Source organism: Pseudomonas sp. SZ57, assembly GCF_009495975.1.
GTDB lineage: Bacteria > Pseudomonadota > Gammaproteobacteria > Pseudomonadales > Pseudomonadaceae > Aquipseudomonas > Aquipseudomonas syringae.
Genome location: NZ_WIBD01000013.1, coordinates 1 through 1,958, shown reverse-complemented (window position 1 = coordinate 1,958; position 1,958 = coordinate 1). Strand labels below are relative to the sequence as shown.

General features: G+C 56.7%; 1 protein-coding gene. It reads right to left on the bottom strand.

Annotated elements, in window-relative coordinates; translation table 11 throughout:
• Positions 1-310: 310 nt before the first annotated feature.
• Positions 311-1,741, bottom strand: a complete 1,431-nt coding sequence (locus tag GE543_RS13895; RefSeq protein ID WP_103690188.1) for an IS1182 family transposase — start codon at positions 1,739-1,741, stop codon at positions 311-313.
• Positions 1,742-1,958 lie beyond the last annotated feature (217 nt).

The window sequence follows — 1,958 nt, the reverse complement described above, 5'->3', positions numbered from 1 at the left end:
GGGTTCGACTCAGGTCACCTTTTCGCCCCTCGGCGACCTACTTTGATGGGGCCAAAGTAGGCAAACCCCCACGCTCCGTTTCCGGCCCGACTTCGTCGGGTTCCTTCGCCCTGTCACTGATCCGGGGGTCGCCGCAACGGGCCATCCATGGCCCAGAGTGTGTAAAAACCAGCCCAAGTATCGGCTGCGCGTAGCGCAGACGATACTTGGCTAGCCGGAACGCCTTGAAAGTCCTGCCATCGCTCTAATCCGCCCTCAAGGCCGTTAATAGCGCTTTACAGCCCCTTTTATCGGGCGCAATGGAGGCTTTTCAAGCCGCCAGCGCTTTTACAAGATTCTGCGTGCCGAGGATGTTCATTACCCGCTTCAAGTTATAAGCAAGCACGTTCAAACTCATTTCGGTGCTCACTCCGCCAAGCCGTCGCGTCAGAAAATGCGTTGCACCCATCCACTGCTTGAGAGTCCCGAAGGGGTGCTCGACGGTCTGCTTGCGGATGGTCATTACCTGCGGCGCGTTAGCCAGGCGGGCCTGCATTTCTTCCAGTACTGCCTCATGTTCCCAGCGCCGAATTTTTCGCTCTCTGGCCGGTGTGCATTGCGCCTTTATCGAGCAGGCCTGGCAGTTGGAGCGCCAGTAAACGTCCAGCTTCCTGCCCTTGTCGATGTAAGAGTTGCGCCAGATCAGCACTTGATTGGCGGGGCAGACGTACACATCGTTGTCCGCGTCGTAAACAAACTCGTCATTGCCGAAGCGGCCATCAAATTTGGCCCGCGAGCTCAGCGTTTTTGGTACATAAGCTGTGATCCCTGCCTCGTGACAGGCCAGGATTTCTCCGCTTTTGTAATACCCGCGGTCCGCCACCACCGACAACGATTCGACTTGCATTACCTCACGGGCCTGCTGGGCCATCGAACTAAGTTGATCAAGGTCGTGACCCACATTGATCACCTCGTGCGCGACGATCAAATGGTGCTTGGTATCCACCGCGGTCTGTACGTTGTAACCCACGATACCTTTTCCTCCACTGCTCATCATTGAGCGCGCGTCCGGATCGGTCAGAGAAATTTGTTTGTCCGGGGATTCTTCAAGCTGTACCTCGATGGTCTGCAACGCCTTCATTTGCTCCTTCAATTTGGCGATCTTCTCCTCTAGGCCGCTCTTGGGGCCTGCGGTCTTGGGCTCTTCCCGATCAGCCGCATCCAACCCCTTTAGATAAAGGGCAATGCTTGATTCAATCTCTTCCATCCGACGCTTCAGTTTGGCACTGGTGAAGTTGCGGTCGCGGTGATTGACCGCCTTGAATTTACTGCCATCGATGGCAACGAAATGTTCCGAGAAAAGCCCCAATTGTTGACACAGCACGACAAACTGCCGACAGACTCCTCGAATGCCCTTTGCGTTGTCTTTGCGAAAATTGGCGATGGTCTTGAAATCCGGCATCAGGCGACCGGTCAACCACATCAGCTCGACGTTGCGCTGCGCCTCGCGCTCAAGGCGTCGGCTTGACTGGATACGGTTGAGATAGCCGTAGATGTAGATCTTCAGCATGACTGCAGGATGGTAGGCAGGTCGGCCCGTTTCAGCGGGGACAGCGCTTTCAAAACCCAAGGTGATCAGGTCGAGCTCATCCACAAAGACATCGACAACGCGCACCGGATTGGTGTCGCTGACGTAATCGTCGAGACTCTCGGGAAGCAAGGTACTTTGACCTCGGTGTTCACCTTGAATGAAGCGTTTCATGGGCAACCCTTGCAATGAAATCCTGGGGAATCATAGCAAAGGTTTACCTTGGGTTTTTACACAGTCTGGGCCCGGTGCGGCTAGCCTGGCGTCCTGGCAGGAGACACCCGTATGCGCGCCGGGAGTCAGCCGTGGCATAGGTCGGCCTTTGCGTGGTCAGTGCAAACGGGGGGGGGGGGGGGGGGGGTGGGGGGGGGGGGGGGGGTGGGTGGGGGGG

Bases quoted from the DNA above. Each gene is read 5' to 3' on its own strand.
- GE543_RS13895 (WP_103690188.1), bottom strand. From the start codon at position 1,741: ATGAAACGCTTCATTCAAGGTGAACACCGAGGTCAAAGTACCTTGCTT.